This is a genomic window from Paenibacillus sp. FSL H7-0690, from assembly GCF_037980415.1.
Lineage (GTDB): Bacteria > Bacillota > Bacilli > Paenibacillales > Paenibacillaceae > Paenibacillus_AQ > Paenibacillus_AQ odorifer.
Window position 1 is genome coordinate 3,078,621 of sequence record NZ_CP150281.1, and the last position, 16,898, is coordinate 3,095,518.

General features: G+C 41.2%; 18 protein-coding genes. 16 read left to right on the forward strand and 2 right to left on the reverse strand.

Annotated features, from left to right (window positions below; all coding sequences use genetic code 11):
- Nucleotides 1-103: 103 nt before the first annotated feature.
- Both MHI32_RS13595 and MHI32_RS13600 read right to left on the reverse strand, forming a co-directional pair.
- Complete coding sequence (locus MHI32_RS13595; RefSeq protein ID WP_340012526.1) at nucleotides 104-2,407, reverse strand: MMPL family transporter; 2,304 nt, start codon at nucleotides 2,405-2,407, stop codon at nucleotides 104-106.
- Between the two features lie 47 nt (nucleotides 2,408-2,454).
- Nucleotides 2,455-3,075 carry a TetR family transcriptional regulator gene (locus tag MHI32_RS13600; protein WP_340012527.1) on the reverse strand — a complete coding sequence of 207 codons (621 nt, stop codon included), beginning with the start codon at nucleotides 3,073-3,075 and terminating at the stop codon, nucleotides 2,455-2,457.
- Nucleotides 3,076-3,329: 254 nt separating this feature from the next.
- On the opposite strand from MHI32_RS13600, the gene MHI32_RS13605 reads away from it, so the two are divergent.
- The 16 genes from MHI32_RS13605 (at nucleotide 3,330) to MHI32_RS13680 (ending at nucleotide 16,846) form a co-directional block, all read left to right on the forward strand.
- Nucleotides 3,330-3,950, forward strand: a complete 621-nt coding sequence (locus MHI32_RS13605) for a DUF3885 domain-containing protein (RefSeq protein ID WP_076305484.1) — start codon at nucleotides 3,330-3,332, stop codon at nucleotides 3,948-3,950.
- Between the two features lie 180 nt (nucleotides 3,951-4,130).
- Nucleotides 4,131-5,084, forward strand: a complete 954-nt coding sequence (mraY, locus tag MHI32_RS13610) for a phospho-N-acetylmuramoyl-pentapeptide-transferase (RefSeq protein WP_076279012.1) — start codon at nucleotides 4,131-4,133, stop codon at nucleotides 5,082-5,084.
- Between the two features lie 106 nt (nucleotides 5,085-5,190).
- Nucleotides 5,191-5,502 carry a helix-turn-helix transcriptional regulator gene (locus MHI32_RS13615; protein ID WP_076190171.1) on the forward strand — a complete coding sequence of 104 codons (312 nt, stop codon included), beginning with the start codon at nucleotides 5,191-5,193 and terminating at the stop codon, nucleotides 5,500-5,502.
- Between the two features lie 81 nt (nucleotides 5,503-5,583).
- On the forward strand, nucleotides 5,584-6,753 hold the full coding sequence (locus MHI32_RS13620) for an MFS transporter (protein ID WP_076309269.1): 1,170 nt from the start codon (nucleotides 5,584-5,586) through the stop codon (nucleotides 6,751-6,753).
- 152 nt (nucleotides 6,754-6,905) lie between these two features.
- Complete coding sequence (locus MHI32_RS13625; RefSeq protein WP_340012529.1) at nucleotides 6,906-7,526, forward strand: thermonuclease family protein; 621 nt, start codon at nucleotides 6,906-6,908, stop codon at nucleotides 7,524-7,526.
- Between the two features lie 67 nt (nucleotides 7,527-7,593).
- Nucleotides 7,594-8,034, forward strand: a complete 441-nt coding sequence (locus MHI32_RS13630; RefSeq protein ID WP_076126240.1) for an NUDIX hydrolase — start codon at nucleotides 7,594-7,596, stop codon at nucleotides 8,032-8,034.
- A gap of 201 nt (nucleotides 8,035-8,235) precedes the next feature.
- Entirely contained in the window at nucleotides 8,236-8,595 is a 360-nt protein-coding gene (locus MHI32_RS13635) for a BlaI/MecI/CopY family transcriptional regulator (RefSeq protein WP_076126183.1), read from the forward strand.
- 11 nt (nucleotides 8,596-8,606) lie between these two features.
- Nucleotides 8,607-10,139, forward strand: coding sequence for a M56 family metallopeptidase (locus MHI32_RS13640; RefSeq protein WP_339248561.1), 1,533 nt, complete (start codon nucleotides 8,607-8,609; stop codon nucleotides 10,137-10,139).
- 135 nt (nucleotides 10,140-10,274) lie between these two features.
- Nucleotides 10,275-11,378: a PRK06851 family protein gene (locus tag MHI32_RS13645; RefSeq protein ID WP_339248564.1), complete on the forward strand. Its 1,104-nt coding sequence runs from the start codon at nucleotides 10,275-10,277 to the stop codon at nucleotides 11,376-11,378.
- A gap of 148 nt (nucleotides 11,379-11,526) precedes the next feature.
- Nucleotides 11,527-12,243, forward strand: a complete 717-nt coding sequence (locus tag MHI32_RS13650; protein ID WP_076190048.1) for an AzlC family ABC transporter permease — start codon at nucleotides 11,527-11,529, stop codon at nucleotides 12,241-12,243.
- The gene (locus tag MHI32_RS13655; protein WP_036686713.1) at nucleotides 12,240-12,551 is read left to right on the forward strand and encodes an AzlD domain-containing protein; all 312 of its coding nucleotides are present in this window, start codon (nucleotides 12,240-12,242) and stop codon (nucleotides 12,549-12,551) included. Before MHI32_RS13650 ends, MHI32_RS13655 begins: the two co-directional genes overlap by 4 nt.
- Nucleotides 12,552-12,582: 31 nt before the next feature.
- Complete coding sequence (locus MHI32_RS13660; protein ID WP_339248566.1) at nucleotides 12,583-14,082, forward strand: PLP-dependent aminotransferase family protein; 1,500 nt, start codon at nucleotides 12,583-12,585, stop codon at nucleotides 14,080-14,082.
- A gap of 36 nt (nucleotides 14,083-14,118) precedes the next feature.
- The gene (locus MHI32_RS13665) at nucleotides 14,119-15,108 is read left to right on the forward strand and encodes an ROK family protein (RefSeq protein ID WP_076190051.1); all 990 of its coding nucleotides are present in this window, start codon (nucleotides 14,119-14,121) and stop codon (nucleotides 15,106-15,108) included.
- Nucleotides 15,109-15,187: 79 nt separating this feature from the next.
- Entirely contained in the window at nucleotides 15,188-15,457 is a 270-nt protein-coding gene (locus tag MHI32_RS13670) for a PQ-loop domain-containing transporter (RefSeq protein WP_076126195.1), read from the forward strand.
- 46 nt (nucleotides 15,458-15,503) lie between these two features.
- Nucleotides 15,504-16,379, forward strand: coding sequence for a serine/threonine protein kinase (locus MHI32_RS13675; RefSeq protein ID WP_076190053.1), 876 nt, complete (start codon nucleotides 15,504-15,506; stop codon nucleotides 16,377-16,379).
- A gap of 26 nt (nucleotides 16,380-16,405) precedes the next feature.
- Nucleotides 16,406-16,846, forward strand: a complete 441-nt coding sequence (locus tag MHI32_RS13680) for an NUDIX domain-containing protein (protein WP_076218016.1) — start codon at nucleotides 16,406-16,408, stop codon at nucleotides 16,844-16,846.
- The last annotated feature ends 52 nt before the right edge of the window (nucleotides 16,847-16,898 follow it).

Consider the following 16,898-nt stretch of genomic DNA (forward strand, 5'->3'; position numbering starts at 1 on the left):
CAGAGCCTTGCCCATCTGCTCTTCGCGGGAAGTGAACCCTACCACAGAAACAAAACAGCCTGAACCCCTAGGAATACAGGACTCAGGCTGTTTATTATTGTATCTATTTCATGGAATTAGACTTGTCTTTAGCATTGAGTGTAGCAATCAGTTTCTCGCCTTCGACATCCAGGTTTGGCAGAATACGGTCGAGCCATTTTGGAAGTGCCCAAGCTTTGTTGCCGAAAATAGACATTACAGCAGGAACTAATCCCATTCGAATAATGAAAGCATCGATTAAGATCCCTACGGCCAGTGTAAAGCCGATTTGTTTAATCATGACATCATCCGTAAAAATAAACCCTGCAAAAACGGAGATCATAATTATAGCAGCACCTACTACGACACGACTCACCTGGTTGTATCCATGAACAACGGACTCTGATCCCTCATGACCATGAACGTACGATTCACGCATGGAACTGACAAGGAAAACCTGATAGTCCATCGCAAGCCCATATAGGATACCCGTAACGATGATTGGCATAAAGCTTAGCAATGGGCCACCGGTGTCGAAACCAAAGAGAGAATGGAGCCAGCCCCATTGGAACACGGCTGTGGTGATCCCGAAGGTAGCGAGTATGCTAAGCAGAAAGCCGATCGTAGCTTTGATAGGAACGATAATCGAACGAAATACCAACAGAAGAATAATGAGCGATAGGAGAATGATGATTCCTACATAAATGGGAAATACATCTGCCAGTTTGGCCGACATATCGATGTTAACAGCGGTAAATCCGGTAACCCCGAGTTTAACATCATTACTTTGAGCGATACTAGATTCCGTAGCCCGTAAATCATTCACCAGATTTTTGGTTGTTATATCGCTAGGACCCGTTTCTGGAATCAGACTGAAGATAGCCAAATCCTTAGTCATGCCCAGAGGAGTGACCAACGCGACATTCTCTTGAGCTTGAAGCTCTTTTACAAGATTTCCTAGAAGCTCCGGAGTGACTGGAGTGGAAGAATTCTTTGGTTCTGCAACCAGAATAAGTGGTCCGTTAAACCCCTCTCCAAAACCCTCGGATATAGCATCATAACTTTGTCTTGCTACCGTGTCCAAATTCGCTGAGGCAGCTCCGGGAATGCCCATTTCCATTTTCGCTATGGGGGTTGCTGCTACGCCAAGTACCACGACGATGGCAACAATAGTGACCCAACGATACTTGATGATGAATTTAACCCATCTATCAGCTATACCGCGGTTACCCGTTTTATGATGATCCTTGTTTTTCTTGCGAGCTTTAGGCGAACAGATGCGTTCACCCACCAATCCGAGCAATGCCGGCAATAGGGTTAAGGCAACAAATACGTTGATAAGGACGGTAGCTGCTGCTACTAACGCCATCGTTGATAAGAAAGTAAGCCCGATTACAAGCATACCGCAGAGAGCAATAATAACCGTCAAACCGGCGAAAAATACGGCGCTGCCGGATGTGCCAATAGCTCTAGCCGCAGCTTCTTGTGCGCTTAATCCTTGATCAATAATCATCCGGCGTTGGCGATTTACAATGAAAAGAGCATAATCGATTCCGACGGCTAATCCAATCATAAGCGCCAAGACGGAAGTGACACTAGGCATTTCAATGAATTTGGAAATAGAAAATGCTCCACCTACACCGATGCCGACTCCAAGCAGTGCAGTTATAAGGGGCAGACCTGCTGCAACGACAGAGCCAAGCGTCACCAGCAAAACAATTGCAGCAATGACAAGTCCGACAATCTCAGCTGATCCTACACCGATAGATACTGATTTGAGTGTCTCGCCCGGCAGTACAGTGATGTTGGTATCTTTCTCGACATTCTTGACGGTATCAATTACAGAATCAAAAATATCTTGAGAGATAGCAGATTGCTCAATGGTAAACTGGAACTGGAACAATGCAATGCTACCGTCTGCGGAAAGAATAACACCAGGTACTGGAACGCCATCTGCCATCAGAGGACCATAGGAAGGGGGGGCTGTGGCTGCTGCAGACTGATCCATACTGGCAGCCTGAGTTGCTTCAGTAGTTGAACTACTTGCTTCCGCTGCATAATCCGCAGGATTAATCACTTCGTTTATACCGTAGACCTCATTAACACCTTTAGTGATCGCTGCCAAACGTTCTGGCGTATCCAATCGCTCATTTTCAGGTGCTTTGAACACGACACTCCCTTGTCCACCAGATGCAGCCGGAAGTTCTGTTGCTAATTGATCCAAAATCTTTTGCGATTCTGTGCCTTCAATCTTCATTTCTGAACTGATATGAATACCATTCATGCTGATCATAGAGATGACAATTCCTAAAATTAAAATCCAACCTAAAATGAAGTACCCAGGTTTGCGATAAGCGGTTTTTCCCACTCTGTATAATAATGTTGACATGTATCTATTTTACACTCCCTCGATGATGAAAACTGATTGTTAGCCTATTAGAATCCGTTGCGTAAATATCCGTAAATAGTTTCCAAAAATTGATCGAACGTAAGAGTTTGAGGACTTGGATCGTCGCTCGTCGTTTGTCCCGGAAGCAGCACATTAAGTTTTCCGTCAATTAAGGGAAGTACAGTTCCGTAAACCGAATTTATAAGCAGATAAGTATAGACCTCGTCATACTTACCATTTGACAAGTGCAACAATGTTTTTTGTGCTCCAGTTTGCGTAAGATGTATTGCTCTTAGATAATGGGGCTCGAGAGCTGGGAATTTTCGGGAAAGTAAAGAAAGCTCACGCAACCTCCCTATAAGCTCAGATGTAAGTTGCATCTTAATTAGTTGATATAAGGTATCCAGCAGGGAGGCATTTTCAGGGATTTTGGTGAGCAATTCTTCATACTCATTCGTGTTCCGTACGGTAACTGCTCCCATCGCAACTGCCTCTTCCTTGCATGTGAAATAGTTTGCGAAAGTTCTTCTGGAGTAGCCGGCTTTTTGCACGATATCTTCAACAACAAAACCGTCCAACCCATGTTCAAGTGCAAGTTCGAATGCCGCTTCAGCTAGCGCTTTTTCAGTGGCTTCTTTTTTGAAATCTCTCAACGTTTGTTTAATCATAATTTATGTATACACCTCCCATATAGCTGTAATTGTGGTGAAGAACCTATGAAGTATTCAATTTTTCCAAGGTTACCTCTGTGAGGATTAGTATTGCAGATTATATTCTATCGCAAACTTGCCCAAAGTGCAAAGTTGCTCATTGTGCAAATTTAGCTTCGGGATCTGCTAGAAGAAAATTCCCAGCAGTTTCACAGCTATATGACTACGGCTGAAAATTGAATTGTGGTATAAATAAGAATGGAGGGGATCAAATGCTACAAGAAACATGTGATTATATAAATGACAATTTTCCTGAATATTGGAGCGATATCAACATCCGTTTTGAGTTAGGAAATCCTTATCGAAACGGATCAAAAAAGAGAATTGATCAAGTAAATAAAAGGGTAAATATAATATTCGAAGAATTGTTTAAACCGAATGATGTTATATATGTTTTAATCAAAGATTGGGGAGCAAATGCAGATCCCATGTTTGGAAATACAACCCCTGACTATCTATATGAAATACTTCAAGATAGAGCTATAGAAAGGGAGACCTTCTTTGAGATCGACGAAGAAAAAGATGACAACGGTAACAGCATTCAAGTTAAAAATGAGTATCAACTTATAGTTTTGTCGGGGATAGTTTCTTCGATTCCATATAAGAAAATTTTTGAAGGGATTTCTCATTATGAGCAGGGAAGAGAACCTTCCATTGGGCAAAAAGTTTACTTTCTAAGTCGAGAAAAGAACATTCTATTTCACATGTATGATGATAGAGGATGTATCGCTTACGCTCTTTCAGTACCAAATCTAAAGATACTATATACAAAATATAACGACTGGATTGTTGATTACTGGAGAGAGTATATGGATGGTATATTCAAGAACTAGTTCTTATTTAACATACATGCAGTATGCTAGATGAGCATTGAAAACAGGAAATAAAAATAGAATAATTTCTCTTTATCAACAGATGAAAAGAGTACATAATTACAGACGACCTCATTAACTCTAGAAATATTTTGTGAGTATTATAAATGATCTTTTCAAAGAGGGGAGTTCGTTTGTTGTATGTATGGAATTCTGGCTGTTTCCGGCCTGTCTTTTCTTCTGGTGGCGGTGTTTACACCTCTATTGATCTGGACGCTGCATAGACTGAGGTTGACGCAGCCGATTCGTGCCGAGCTTCCAGCAGATCATCAGGCCAAACGGGGTACACCACTAATGGCAGGGTTGATCCTGCTTATCGGGATAGCGATTTCGCTGCAGTTTCAACCCGGGCCTCTAATGTTACTCTTATGCGTTGTGTTTTTGTTGTTTAGTTCAGTTGGATTTTTGGATGATTTCAAAAAGGCTTTTTGGCAAAACCCATCCGGCATCAGCGGCCGCTCAAAACTAGTGCTTCAATTTCTTTTTACTGGAATTATATTATATGTGTTGTTCCATTCGTTCGGCCTGACGAGTAATATCGAGTTATTTAAAGGCCAAAATCTGCAGTTGCCTTTATACCTTTATGTGACTATCATTTTGCTGTTTGTGGTCGGCTCCGCGAATGCCATCAATTTTACAGATGGTCTCGATGGGCTACTGATCAATGTTGCCATACCGTCGTATTTTTTCTTTTTTATGATCTCGGACAAACCTGAAGTGCAGACTTTTTCACTTGTTATGATCGGTTGTCTGCTAGGGCTTTTGCTTTACAATATTTATCCAGCAAGAGCGTTTATGGGCGATACTGGATCACTCGCGATCGGTGGCTCCCTTTCCGTTCTGGCTGTCATTGAAAAGGTTGAGCTTTTGATTCCGATTTTGTTTTTCGTTTATTTTGCGGAGCAGTTGTCGGTCATTTTACAAGTTTGGTACTACAAACGGACGAAGCTGCGGCTATTCCGGATGGCTCCGATCCATTACCACTTCAGCTTAAAATACGGATGGAGTGAAAACAAAATCGTGATGATTTTCGGTTTCATTTCTTGGGTATCCGTACTGCTGTGCTGGTTGATATGGAAATATTTAATTCACTAAACGAACAATTCGATACGAAACATGAATCTACATAATGTTATTGCAACAACGAGACATCGGCATCTTTTGTATTTACAAATCTATAAAAATAGATATAATGGAACACATGGAACCTTTATTGATATTCAAAGCGTTGTCTAACGAGACTCGCAGTCAAATTATGATGTGGCTAAAAACTCCCGAGGAATTTTTTGATGAAAAGCCTTATTTACAACAAGGCCTAAATTTTCAAATTGGGATTTGCGTGGGAGATATTCAAGCTAAAGCGGGGCTTGCACAGTCGGTTATTTCGAGCTATCTATTGACTATGCAAAAAGCTGGTTTGCTGGAATCTGAGCGAATTGGGAAGTGGACGTATTATCGTCGAAACGAAAAGACAATTCAAGAGTTTTCCGATTATATTAAAGAGAAACTATAGAAGAAAGGAGGAAGGGCTTTTTTTTGGTAATACATATCTACAAATCTAAATATGTGAATATAAATGGAGGATTATTTTAAAATGAAAAAGGTTAACCCTTTGCTTATTATTATTTTGGCTTTAGGCGTATTTGGCATTATTACAACGGAAATGGGGATTATAGGTGTTCTGCCACAGGTAACTCAAAAATTTAATATATCAACTTCTCAGTCTGGATGGCTTGTAAGTATATTTGCTTTAGTTGTTGCTATTTCAGGTCCATTTCTGACCTTATTGGCTTCTGGAATTAATCGTAAAATAATTCTATTAACTGCTGTACTTATTTTTGCAATTTCAAATATTGTTTATGCGTATACGACCATGTTTGAAGTAATGCTGATTTTCCGTATTATCCCTGCTATTTTTCATCCCGTGTTTTTTTCAGTTGCACTTGTTACCGCTGCCCAACTTGTCCCTCCGGAAAAGAGCACCAAAGCAGTTACAAAGGTTTTCGCCGGAATAACGGTCGGGTTTGCTTTTGGTGTGCCTTTGACTTCTTATCTCGCGAACAAAATTTCGTTAGAAGTCGCTTTTCTGTTTGGAGCTGTCGTAAGTATAATTGCCTTTTTAGGAATACTAGCTTGGCTTCCTTCCATGCCAGTTAAAGAAAAAATGTCATATGGTAAACAACTTGATATTTTACGCAAACCCCTATTGTGGTTAAATATTGTGGCAGTTATTTTTATCTTTGCAGCTATGTTTTCTGTGTACAGTTACTTTGCTGAATATCTTGGGCAGGTAACACATATGAACGGGTCATGGATTAGTATCATGTTGATGGCCTTTGGGATAATCATGATTTTTGGGAATTTTTTATTTGGAAGCCTTTTGCATAAAGGCATTACAAAGACCGTTATCATGTTTCCATTGTTATATGCGGTAACTTACTTATTCGTATATTATCTAGGTTCTTATTTCCTTCCGATGGTTGTTATCATAATCATTTGGGGGGCAGTGCATTCCGGCGGACTGATTGTCAGTCAAGCATGGTTAACGACCGAAGCGAAAGAAGCTCCCGAATTCGGTAACAGCTTGTTTATCTCATTTTCCAACCTTGGAATTACTATAGGGACTGCTATCGGTGGTTGGGTTATTTTTCACGCAGGAATACATCAACTCATCTGGATCGGAATTATGTTTTCCCTGCTTGCTTTCTTATCGATCATAATCAAAATAAAGATTTCCAAATTAAACGTGGTGGAAGTAGAGTAAAGGCGAAACAGCGATAGCCAAGTATCTTTTTTCTGGTACATGGCTGTCGCTGTTTTCTATGATTAGTTGTACAGTCTTGTGTTTTTAAGTTTTTTAATTTATTTTTAATAGACCCCATGAAATTACATACGTGTATAAGAAAGAGGTTAACAATGAATAAGATTTATCTAGTAAAAAGATTTTTAGCTATCACACTCTTACTTGGAACAACAACTGCCTGCAACTTAGCCGAGCAGATTACTTTAGAGCCAGTTCCAACGATTACGGCTGATTCCAGTTCTGGATTGGGTTCTACGCCAGACAATACAACAGAGGACAACAAACGTTTAATAGATGCAAAGGTAACACGAGTAGTCGATGGTGACACCATGAAGCTGACTATAGGCGGCAAAAAGGAAACCATTCGTTTATTGCTGGTCGATACTCCAGAGTCAGTGAATCCGAACATCCCCGAACCACAGCCCTTTTCGCTAGAAGCTTCTGATTTCGCCAAAAAGATGCTTACGGATAAAGATGTACAAATTGAACTAGATGTATCGGAGCGGGACAAATATGGCCGCCTACTTTGTTACCTCTATATAGATGGGAAAATGTTCAATGAGATTCTGCTAGAGCAGGGTTATGCACGTGTAGCCTATGTATTTGCACCTAATACAAAATACGTAGATCAATTTCGAGCGATTCAGGATAAGGCGCGAGAGCGGGGAAGAGGTATTTGGAGCATTGAAAATTACGCGCAAGACAATGGTTTTCATGTGCAGAAAAAGAAATAAACTTTAATTAGCTTAGGATATTTGAGCCTATTAGAAGAAAGGATGTAGTTTTTTGAGCGATTATATTATGGAGTTAAGAAAGCTGGTAGGTACCAGACCGCTTATAATGGCAGGAGCCTGTGTTTTATTGTGCAGCAATCATCAATTATTATTACAACGTAGAACGGACAACGGATGCTGGGGTTTGCCAGGTGGCTCGATGGAGCTTGGGGAGACTTTAGAAGAGGTAGCTAAGAGGGAGCTTTTTGAGGAAACGGGCTTAACAGCCAAAGGTCTTGAATTGTTCGACATGTTCTCTGGAAAAGATCTTTATTATAAATACCCGCACGGGGATGAAGTATATAATGTTGTGGCTGCGTATCTATGCACAGACTTTGATGGGGCGCTAAAAGTAGATGGAATTGAAGTGCAAGAATTGCGTTTTTTTAATTATGCAGAATTGCCAAGCGAGCTGTCTCCTCCAGATGTTCCCGTCATTAAGAGGTTTTTGGATCGTTTTGTGAAGTGATGTCGGATGGTATTCAAAAGATTAAAGAGGGCTGCCTAGTGGTAGCCCTTTCTTTAGTTTGCCATTTCCTCGGAAGTTTCAGTACATCCACGAATTTTCCTGTTGAAAATAACTATAGCAGCAGTGTTGACTTCGTCAAACTATTGGAGTAGTCTGTATCCAAGACCCAAACTATTGCAATAGTGTAAGGAGATGATTTAAATGACTATTAAACTTTTTGATTCGGAACTTAAAGTAATGGAAGTGTTATGGAAAGAAGGAGATAGGTCTGCCAAACAAATTTCTGATATTTTGAAGGCTGAGATTGGTTGGAATATGAATACAACTTATACTGTTATCAAAAAGTGTATTGGTAAAGGTGCAATTGAGCGCTATGAACCTAATTTTATGTGTCATGCGTTAATTGCTAAGGTGCAGGTACAAGAAATGGAGACAGATGAGCTGATTGACAAGGTGTTCAATGGTTCTGTCGACAAGTTATTTGCATCCTTACTTGGGCGTAAGAAATTATCTGCTCAACAGATTGAGAAGCTCAAACAAATCGTCGATAACGTTGAATGAGGTGATGGCCTATGAGCACCTTTATGAATATGAGTTTTACTGCTGCGGTGATGATCGTGGCTATTATTGTCATTCGAGCGCTGGTCATCAATAAGCTGCCTAAGAAAACCTTTATGGTGTTATGGGGGGTGGTTGTATACAGACTACTGATTCCCTTTTCTTTGCCGTCACCATTTAGTATTTACACATGGGTTGATAGTTTACCTTTGAATAATTCGAACAATGTGACTTTCGTTAATCCGTCCTCCCCACTAACCTTAACCATGAATCTAGTAGGTTCGACTTCGACGTCTGAGGTTCAGTCGATTAATAACCATTTGTCTTTTGCTATCTCGTCTATCTTAGTCATTTGGATAATGGGTATGGTTATTTCCGCATTGTACTTCATCATCACTTATGTGAAATGTCGAAGAGAATTTCATGCTTCTTTGCCTGTTGATCATCCCGTTGCTTTGAAGTGGCTAGATGAACATAAGTTGACTCGCACGATACAGATCCGGCAATTGGATTTAATCCGTTCACCCCTAACCTATGGAATTAAGCATCCAGTAATCCTACTGCCGAAAAATACAGACTGGAGTAATATTGAGCAGATACAATACATTCTTATGCATGAACTAGTACATATTCGACGATTCGATCAGATAACGAAGCTGATATTAACAGCTGTTCTCTGTGTTCATTGGTTTAACCCGTTAGTGTGGGTCATGTATATGCTGGCTAATCGTGATATTGAACATTCCTGTGATGAAACGGTTGTGCGATCATTTGGCGAAACAACGAAAAGAGCTTATGCGATGTCTCTTATAACAATGGAAGAACGAAAGAATAAGCTAAACCCTTTAAGCAATCATTTTTCAAAAAATGCGATTGAAGAAAGGATTATGATGATTATGAAGATGAAAAAAACGACCACCGCTGCGACTGTTCTAGCCATTGTCTTAGTTGTTGGTGCTACGGCTGTTTTTGCAACCAGTTCAGCGAAGTCTGTTGGCTTGAAGACGAATCAAGATTCATCTGTGTTGACTCGTGGGGACAATGATAATATTCAGTACTCAACGAATGGAGGAAAGACATGGATGAGCCAAGTGGAGTATGAAGCAAAATATCCCGTTTCAGATGTAGAATGGTGGACTTATGATGAATACAAAGCTTGGCTCGAAGATGAAAAAATAGAACTCCCAAAAATAATTGGAGGAAAAGCATGGACCTCAGGAGATGGGTGGTTCACATGGACACAGAAGCGTGTGGATGATGTTATCGCTAGGTATGAAAAAAATCTTGCTGATATTAAGAACGGGACAAAAATTTCAAAGACCGTGAATGGTCAGGACGACATGATGTTGTCCTCTAATGCGACTGAAATAAGTACTTCTGTCTACAGTGAAACCATTTCGTCGGACAACGGTGAGGTTATCTCATTTGGCCCGTTTGACACGAAGGAAGAGCTTCTTGCTAAGGTTAAACCTTACTGTGAGCAACAAGTCAAGCAAGGAAATATGACGCAGAGGGAAGCGAAAGAGATACTGAGCAAATACAATTAAGAATAATCTAAGAGTGTGTTGTCACATAAATGTTAGATTCCTGCTTAACTTCGATTTCTAAAGCGTCACCCTTCCCGCAGAACGTTAATAAGATGAACAATGAAACATGACATCAGCCCGGAAAGGTGTGCGATTATGGACGGAACAATCCTGAATTTCTTTGCTGGCGGCAACACAGCTCACGGCTTCTCTAACCTCTATGAGTCGTCATTGCAAGGTTTAACACGTTTGTTTGTTTTAAAAGGAGGCCCCGGTACGGGGAAAACTAGAATCATTCGAGAAATCGGAGATCTTCTGGCTCAACAAGGTTATGAGATCTGGTTAATTCACACAGCGTCAGATAATGATTCACTCGACGGAGTGGTTATTCCTGAATTAAAAGTAGGAATTATAGATGGTACGGCTCCACGGGTCATTAAGCCAGAATTGCCTGAAGAGGCCATCATACATGTGAATTTGGAGCAGGCCGTCGATACGCTCCAGTTAAGCCAGCGTTGTATTGAGATCGACAGCTTAGTTGATCAGTACACGGAAGAGCATGAACTCGCTTATTCAGGCTTTGCTGAAGCACTCCGCATTCATGACGAATGGGAAGCGATTTATATTGCGACAATGAATTTCCAAGCCGCTGATGAGCTGACTCAGGAGTATATTCAACTTCTGTATGGTGATCAGAACTTCGAAAAAGTAAGCCGGGTGGATCACCGTTTTTTAGGTGCAGCTACGCCTAAGGGTGCAGTGGATTTTGTACCTAATTTAACCGCAGGGCTAAAAAGATATCTTGTAAAAGGTCGCGCGGGTTCCGGTAAATCTACACTTTTAAAAAAATTGGCGGCTGAAGGAATAAAACGTGGTGTCAATGTTGAGATTTACCACTGTGGTTTCGATCCGAACAGCCTTGATATGATTATCGTACGCGAGCTTGGGTTTGCTATTTTTGACAGCACAGCTCCGCATGAGTATTTCCCTGATCGTGCTACCGACGAGATTGTTGATATGTATTCACGGTGCATTCAGCCAGGTACGGATGAAGCTTTTGCCGAAGCCATCGCAAGTATTAAAGAGCGATATTCCAGCACCATGAAACAATCCATTCAACATCTGACTGATGCCAAAGTATTTTTGGATGAGTTAAAGACAATCTATGCCGACGCTACAGATTTTGACCATGTAGATCAGATTAAATCCCAAATTCAACAAGAAATCAGCGGGATTGTAGAAAGTCCTCAGGAGGTTTAACCTTCATTAAAGATCGCTCTCTTAGCGGGCGGTCTTTTTTCTATGTCAAGAAATTGGTATGGTACATACGCACCCATGCGGTTATTTCCACCAGAATTGTATCCAAGTATGCTCTCTCTAGGGACAACGATAAGGGAGAGAGAAACTTATGAGTGATCAGAAAGTGATGTTTAGAACGGGTCTTAAGGATTCTGTAGCTATTGTTGCAGGATTTATTCCTGCTTGTTTTACGTTTGGATTGGTCGGTAAGGGATTAGGCCTGGGGAGTCTGGAAGTGTTCTTATTGTCAGCGCTCGTATTTGCGGGAGCCAGCCAATTTATTGGCGTGAAAATGCTTGCCGCTGGTGCCGCCGCTCCAATGATCCTGCTGCTTACGTTGATCATTAATTTAAGATATTTGTTTATAAGCCTATCTTTTGGGGGTCAGCTTGACCGTACAATCAATTCACTGTCCAAAGTCTGGATTGGGTTCAGTTTAACAGAAGAAGTGTACGCTGTTAGTATGATCCCCCGCAATCATTCAAAAGAAAATATAAAACTTCCATATTTGCTGGGTCTACAAATTCCTCCGTATATAGCAAATTTGCTGGCAACAGCTGCGGGAATATCGCTGGCATCCTACATTCCGGCTATATACTTACCTGCTTTGAACACCTCATTATATGCCTTACTGATAGCACTAATAGTGCCACAACTAAAGGGAAGCATTCGGAATTTGGCCATATGTTTAGCAGCGGCGGGTTCTTCATGGCTTCTACATCCCGTACTTGGAAACTCCTCGATACTTGCAGCTATGTTAATGGGTATGGCAGTAGGCTCCTTATTTCGAAAGCAAGCTGAAGTAGAAAAGGAGGTATCCGTATGACTATTCTGATCATTATCGGGATGGCAATCCTTACATTTTCATTTCGTTTTGTACCTTTGCTGCTGACAAAGCATACGAATGGCTCTTCCAAAGTCCAAGCTTTGTTGGAATATTTGCCTATCGCGGTTCTTAGTGCTTTAACGGTTCCTGGGATATTTCAGGTGGACGCAGATGACAATCTTGTAGGTATCGCTTCGGGTATAGTCGCTGTTATACTGGTATTAATTAGGAAAATCCCGCTGTTACTCGTGATCTTAGGCGCTGTTTCTGCAGCACTAATTGTAAAAATCCTTACTATGAACCATTAAGAAAACCCGGATTAGAAGGGTAGGAAATCTTATGAAGCATGAATTGCTGATTACTCTCGATAAACAAAGACCTATTCCATTAAGCCGTCAAATTTATGAGCAGGTTCGTAATGCTATCCATTCAGGAGCTTTAAGTGGGGGGGATTCACTGCCTCCATCAAGGACTTTGGCCAATCAACTGGAAGTATCCAGAAGTGTAATTCTTCAATCCTACGAGCTACTTCAAGCAGAGGGTTATCTGGAGATGAGAAAAGGGGCAGGAACCTATATAACGGGGCTGCCGGTGGAGGAGAAAGACCCCCAGGATTCTGAGAACCCTTACAATTTTATAACGAAGGGTCCTGATTTCCTAACACTCAATCCTACTTCTATTATAGAAAACGACTTGAACACAGTATTATGTAATTTTCGGCACGGTGTACCTGCATGGGACGCTTTTCCAATGGATCAGTGGCAAAAAGCATTAATGAATGCCTGTCGTCGTGCATCTCCTGATACTTTGGGTTACGGCCCGGTCGAGGGCTCTTTGGGACTACGCCAAGAGATTGCACGTTTATTACGGTCCACACGTTCGATGCCCGTGGTTCCGGAGCAAATTGTGATTACATCCGGGGCAACGCAGGCATTGGATATATTATCGAGAATTTTTGTTTCAAAAGGTGATCATGTTATTGTTGAAGATCCATCACATAACGTTGTGCGGGAGATTTTTTCGTTCGCTGGAGCGGTGGTTACACCCATCAGAGTTGACCTAGAGGGTATCTCTGTAGATGAGCTCCAAGTAAGCTGTGATACCATCAAAGAAGGTCCTCATAAAAAACCAAAACTAGCTTATGTCACTCCCTCGCATCAGTTTCCTTTCGGGGTGACCCTGTCGATGAAACGAAGAGTGCAGTTACTGGAATGGGCCAAAGCCCATCAAGCTTTTATTATTGAAGATGATTATGATAGTGAATACAGGTACGAGGGGCCGAAGCTATCATCACTTGCTGGACTAGATGTTGAGGGTAGAGTAATTTATGTAGGCAGCTTTAGTAAAGTGTTATTTCCTTCTCTGCGCATAGGTTATGTTGTATTGCCTCCGACTTTGATTCAACCTTTTTTGGCGGTCAAATGGATAACAGATCGTATGTCTTCTGCTTTGGATCAGGAAGCGTTGGCGGAATTTATTCAGAATGGACATTATGCAAGGCATGTTACGCAGATGGGGAAACTTTATGCTGCCCGCAGGGCTTGTCTAGTAAAAAGTTTGGATGCTGAATTTGGCAGTCGTGTCCGCTATTATGGGGAAGAGGCGGGTCTTCATTTATTAATTGAGCTGGAATCCAATGCCGAAGAGCATCGTATAGCTGAATTGGCGTTACGCTATGGAGTTCGGGTTTATCCTGCGTCTTCTTATTTTGTGGGCATTAAACCTCAAGGTCCTGTCTTTCTACTTGGTTATTCCAATCTCACCGAGAATCAGATTAAGATGGGTGTGAACCGCTTGATGTTAGCTGAAACGGAAGCGGCAGTTAGTACTAGAACTTAATCGAAAACGATAGAATACCTAATTCTGGAGGTTTTTATGAAACGGTATATGTTAGGGATTGATCTTGGCGGAACCAATATTAAAGCAGGGATTTACGATACTGATTTTATAGCTGTAAAAGAAAGATCTATACCAACAGAGGCTGCTAAGGGCCCGGCCCATGTGTTGGGACGGATTAGAGAAGCAGTACGTTTAATCACGGATGAAGCGAATATTCCATTAGATTTGGTAGAAGGAATGGGAATCGGAGTGCCAGGATTACTTGATCCAGTAACGGGAATTTCTTTTTTCTCACCGAATTTTCCGGATTGGGAGCATGTACATGTTGTAGATGAGATGAAAAAATTCTATGACTTTCCTACTTTTATTGATAATGATGTTAGGGTTAATCTTTATGGTGAATGGCAACAAGGTGCAGGAAGAGGGTATAACAATCTGGTTCTGATTACCTTGGGAACGGGATTAGGGTCGGGTATTGTGAACGACGGAAAAGTGATCTACGGTACGTCTTATAGCGCTGGTGAAATTGGGCATATGAATATGTACAGGAACGGGCGTCCCTGCAAATGTGGAAGCTCCGGTTGTTTGGGGCGATATGTGTCCGCGATTGGCATGGTGAATACTTTTAAAGAAAAGCTGAAAGAAGGTCGAACAAGTATAATTCAGACTTGGACTAAGGATCAAGATGAGCAAATTACCGCGTTAATGATATCTGAGGCTTACGAACTTGGAGACGCTCTCTCTATGGAAGTAATGCAGGAGACTGGAACTATACTTGGGTTTGGATTAGCGAATGTTGTGAATATCCTCAACCCGGATCTTATTATTGTAGGTGGGGGAATGGCAGCGGCGGGAGATAAATTGCTCCAACCTGTAAGAGAGACTGTGCATCAGCATGCGTTGAAGCTATCAAGCAGTAAGTGTAAAATTGTTCAAGCAGAGCTTGGGAGTCGAGCAGGAACTATAGGTGCGGCCTCTTATGCGTATAGTAAGCTGCAAGATGCAGGGAAATTAAACTTTGCTTAGTGTTATTTGTTTTTTACATGAAATGGAACCAGATCGAGCCGCCCGGAATACAACTGTATAAAACCGTGGAGGTGCTCTTATGTTTGCAATCATGCAATTAATAGGTGGAGTGATTCTTTCTTTGGGATGGATCCCGCAGATTGTTCAAATCCTCAAATCAAAATCCGTAGCCGATTTAAATCTCAAATCGTATTTACTTATGCTGCTCGGGATTAGTTTAATGGAAGCTTATGCGATCAGTTTGGCGGTTACGGGGGTTGGATTAGCTTTTTTGATTACGAATACGATGTCTTTATGTGTTGTATTGCTGGTTATTATTCTAGTGATTAAATATCGAACAAGACCATGAATGAAGCTAATAGATATAATCTAGATAATGAATGTAGGAGGTTAATTTGCGCGAAAAATATTATACATATGAAATCGATGCGGTAATTTTTCAATTGCAGGAAGCCTGTGATTTTGCTTGGTTAACTAAGCTGGGAAAAGTGTTTAAAGTGTTCGATCAGCAAGACTCCGGAAATCTTTCTTTTGGTGTGGAGCAGGAGGGGAAGAAGTATTTTGTGAAATTTGCTGGGGGGAAACCTTTGACTTATGCCGGGAATCCTCAGGATGCTGTTAACCGTTTAATTGAAGCTATTCCGTTATATAACGAACTTAGATATGATGCGCTGATCACGCTACTGTCACATTTTGAAGTTGAGTCGGGGTATGTAGCAGTCTTTGATTGGTTTGCAGGTGAATGTTTACATTCGCATTGGCTGTTTGCGGGAGAAGCGAAGCTGAGTCATCCGGAGTCGCCTTTTTTTCGTTATAAGCAATTATCCGTTGAAAAACGTCTGTCTTCATTAGATGTAATCTTTTCGTTTCATGAATATGTGGAGTTACAGGGTTATGTGGCTGTCGATTTTTATGATGGAAGTATTCTATATGATTTTGTAAACGATGAAACTAAAATTTGTGATATTGATTATTATAGACGTAAGCCTACTGTAAATGATCTGGGAGAGAACTTCTGGGGTTCATCCAGATTTAAGTCACCGGAAGAGTTTAGCTTGGATGCGCCGATTGATGAAGTTACGAATGTATTTAATATGGGCGCCACAGCATTTGTTTTGTTAGGAGGAGCATCCGATCGATCGTTTGCAAAATGGGAAACCAGCCAAGCCCTCTACGAGGTTGCTTTGCGGGCTGTCAGTGCGGTGAGGGAGCAGCGGTATCGGAATATAGCGGAATTTAAATTGGCTTGGGATGCGGCAAAAAATGTTTGAGGCTGGAGGGAAGGCGAGGGATATAATTGCTGGTAAACTTTTATGATTTGGATAAGGAAAAAGAAGTTGAGCTGAAGTACGTTGTTATTATGGTTAAACATGGTGAAGAATGGATCTTAGCGAGACATCAGAACCGTTCGACGTGGGAGTTTGCCGGAGGGCATATAGAGGTTGGTGAAATCCCGGAGCAGGCTGCTGCCAGAGAATTATATGAAGAAACGGGTGCGGAACAATTCTCACTTTTTCCAATAGCTATTTATAGGGTCACTAGTATCGACGCTCCAGAAAATTATGGTAAGTTATATTTTGCAAATGTGGAACAGTTCGCAGAACTTCCTCCTTATGAGATGGCAGAAATCAGAGGATTTACTGAGATACCAAAAGAGCTGACGTATCCCTTGATTTACCCAGCCTTGATATCAAAAGTTCAGGATTTCATTAACCATTCATCTTCAGCTGTAGGATAAGAATGATAGCCCTGCTGTTGTCACATGATATGATTAATAAATAGAACAAGCA

Excerpts from the sequence above, each read along its gene's own strand:
- MHI32_RS13630 (WP_076126240.1), top strand. The coding sequence starts at position 7,594 with ATGGAGTTAAGAAAGCTGGTAGGTACCAGACCGCTTATAATGGCAGGA.
- MHI32_RS13615 (WP_076190171.1), top strand. The coding sequence starts at position 5,191 with ATGGAACCTTTATTGATATTCAAAGCGTTGTCTAACGAGACTCGCAGT.
- mraY (WP_076279012.1), top strand. The coding sequence starts at position 4,131 with ATGTATGGAATTCTGGCTGTTTCCGGCCTGTCTTTTCTTCTGGTGGCG.
- MHI32_RS13640 (WP_339248561.1), top strand. The coding sequence starts at position 8,607 with ATGAGCACCTTTATGAATATGAGTTTTACTGCTGCGGTGATGATCGTG.
- MHI32_RS13605 (WP_076305484.1), top strand. The coding sequence starts at position 3,330 with ATGCTACAAGAAACATGTGATTATATAAATGACAATTTTCCTGAATAT.
- MHI32_RS13625 (WP_340012529.1), top strand. The coding sequence starts at position 6,906 with ATGAATAAGATTTATCTAGTAAAAAGATTTTTAGCTATCACACTCTTA.
- MHI32_RS13620 (WP_076309269.1), top strand. The coding sequence starts at position 5,584 with ATGAAAAAGGTTAACCCTTTGCTTATTATTATTTTGGCTTTAGGCGTA.
- MHI32_RS13650 (WP_076190048.1), top strand. The coding sequence starts at position 11,527 with ATGAGTGATCAGAAAGTGATGTTTAGAACGGGTCTTAAGGATTCTGTA.
- MHI32_RS13645 (WP_339248564.1), top strand. The coding sequence starts at position 10,275 with ATGGACGGAACAATCCTGAATTTCTTTGCTGGCGGCAACACAGCTCAC.
- MHI32_RS13635 (WP_076126183.1), top strand. The coding sequence starts at position 8,236 with ATGACTATTAAACTTTTTGATTCGGAACTTAAAGTAATGGAAGTGTTA.
- MHI32_RS13655 (WP_036686713.1), top strand. The coding sequence starts at position 12,240 with ATGACTATTCTGATCATTATCGGGATGGCAATCCTTACATTTTCATTT.
- MHI32_RS13665 (WP_076190051.1), top strand. The coding sequence starts at position 14,119 with ATGAAACGGTATATGTTAGGGATTGATCTTGGCGGAACCAATATTAAA.
- MHI32_RS13595 (WP_340012526.1), bottom strand. The coding sequence starts at position 2,407 with ATGTCAACATTATTATACAGAGTGGGAAAAACCGCTTATCGCAAACCT.
- MHI32_RS13600 (WP_340012527.1), bottom strand. The coding sequence starts at position 3,075 with ATGATTAAACAAACGTTGAGAGATTTCAAAAAAGAAGCCACTGAAAAA.
- MHI32_RS13670 (WP_076126195.1), top strand. The coding sequence starts at position 15,188 with ATGTTTGCAATCATGCAATTAATAGGTGGAGTGATTCTTTCTTTGGGA.
- MHI32_RS13660 (WP_339248566.1), top strand. The coding sequence starts at position 12,583 with ATGAAGCATGAATTGCTGATTACTCTCGATAAACAAAGACCTATTCCA.